This window comes from Bradyrhizobium sp. 2TAF36, from assembly GCF_052114925.1.
In the GTDB taxonomy this organism is placed as follows: domain Bacteria; phylum Pseudomonadota; class Alphaproteobacteria; order Rhizobiales; family Xanthobacteraceae; genus Bradyrhizobium; species Bradyrhizobium barranii.
In genome coordinates this window covers 1-1,012 of the sequence record NZ_JBFRFR010000244.1, presented here as the reverse complement: position 1 = coordinate 1,012, position 1,012 = coordinate 1, and the positions used below count along the sequence as shown (strand labels likewise).

The window sequence follows — 1,012 nt, the reverse complement described above, 5'->3', positions numbered from 1 at the left end:
CTCTTGAGGCTGAAGACGTCAGGAGCGAGTGCCCTGGTCCCGGCAATTGCCTGGCAAGATCTGTAGTTGTCGCCCTGAGCGGGCAGCTCACGCGGCGATCGTGGCCCACCGCCTCATGTTGAAGGCGATCGAGGCGAGCAGGACTTGCCCGGTCGCCTTGATCAGACCGACGTAGCGGATGCAGGTCAGCCGCATGCGGCGTTTGAGAGTAGCGAAGGTGGTCTCGACCTGGGCTCGTCGACGCGCGATGAGGAGGTTGTAGCGTTTGAGCCTGGGCGGCAGTTCCGGGTGATGTCTGTTGGGCCGACGAGCGATGCGGGGCTTCTTGCCTTCCGCCTTCAGCCGGGCCCGTCGGGCATGGGTGTCGTAAGCCGCATCGGCCCAGACCACGGCTTCATCGCCGCGGATCAAAGCGTCCGCCGGTGTCGTATCGTTGACGTTAGCGGGTGTGGTCAACACCGCGCGGATCAAGCCGGATCCTTCGTCGACACCGACATGGGCCTTGTAGCCGAAGGTCGAGCCGCTTTTGCCCTGCCGTTTGGCAAACCGGGCATCAGGATCGTTTGAGGGGCGATCCTCCTTGGGCGGAGCCGAGACTGCCTGGATCAAGGTCGCATCCAGCATCGTGCCGCGCTTGAGGATCACGCCGGCATTCTCAAGCTGACGATCCAGTTCGCCAAACAGCTTCTCCAGCAGGCCTTGTTCAACGAGCTGGTTCCGGAAGCGGTTCAGGACCGTGTGGTCGGGCCTTGTGGGAGAGGGTGGCTCGTCGCGAAGCGACGAGACGGGTGAGGGGTATGTCTCTGCAAACACCGATCTGAGTTTGAGGAGGCAGACCCCTCATCCGGCGCTTCGCGCCACCTTCTCCCACAAGGGGCCTGTTGCGTTATCGGCTCTTGAGGCTGAAGACGTCAGGAGCGAGTGCCCTGGTCCCGGCAATTGCCTGGCAAGATCTGTAGTTGTCGCCCTGAGCGGGCAGCTCACGCGGCGATCGTGGCCCACCGCCTCATGT

At 63.2% G+C, this 1,012-nt stretch carries 1 pseudogene; it reads right to left on the bottom strand.

Going from position 1 to position 1,012, the window contains the following annotated elements:
- Positions 1–87 precede the first annotated feature (87 nt).
- A pseudogene (locus AB4Z51_RS45000) lies at positions 88–753 on the bottom strand (IS5 family transposase); the annotation flags it as partial.
- Positions 754–1,012: the final 259 nt, after the last annotated feature.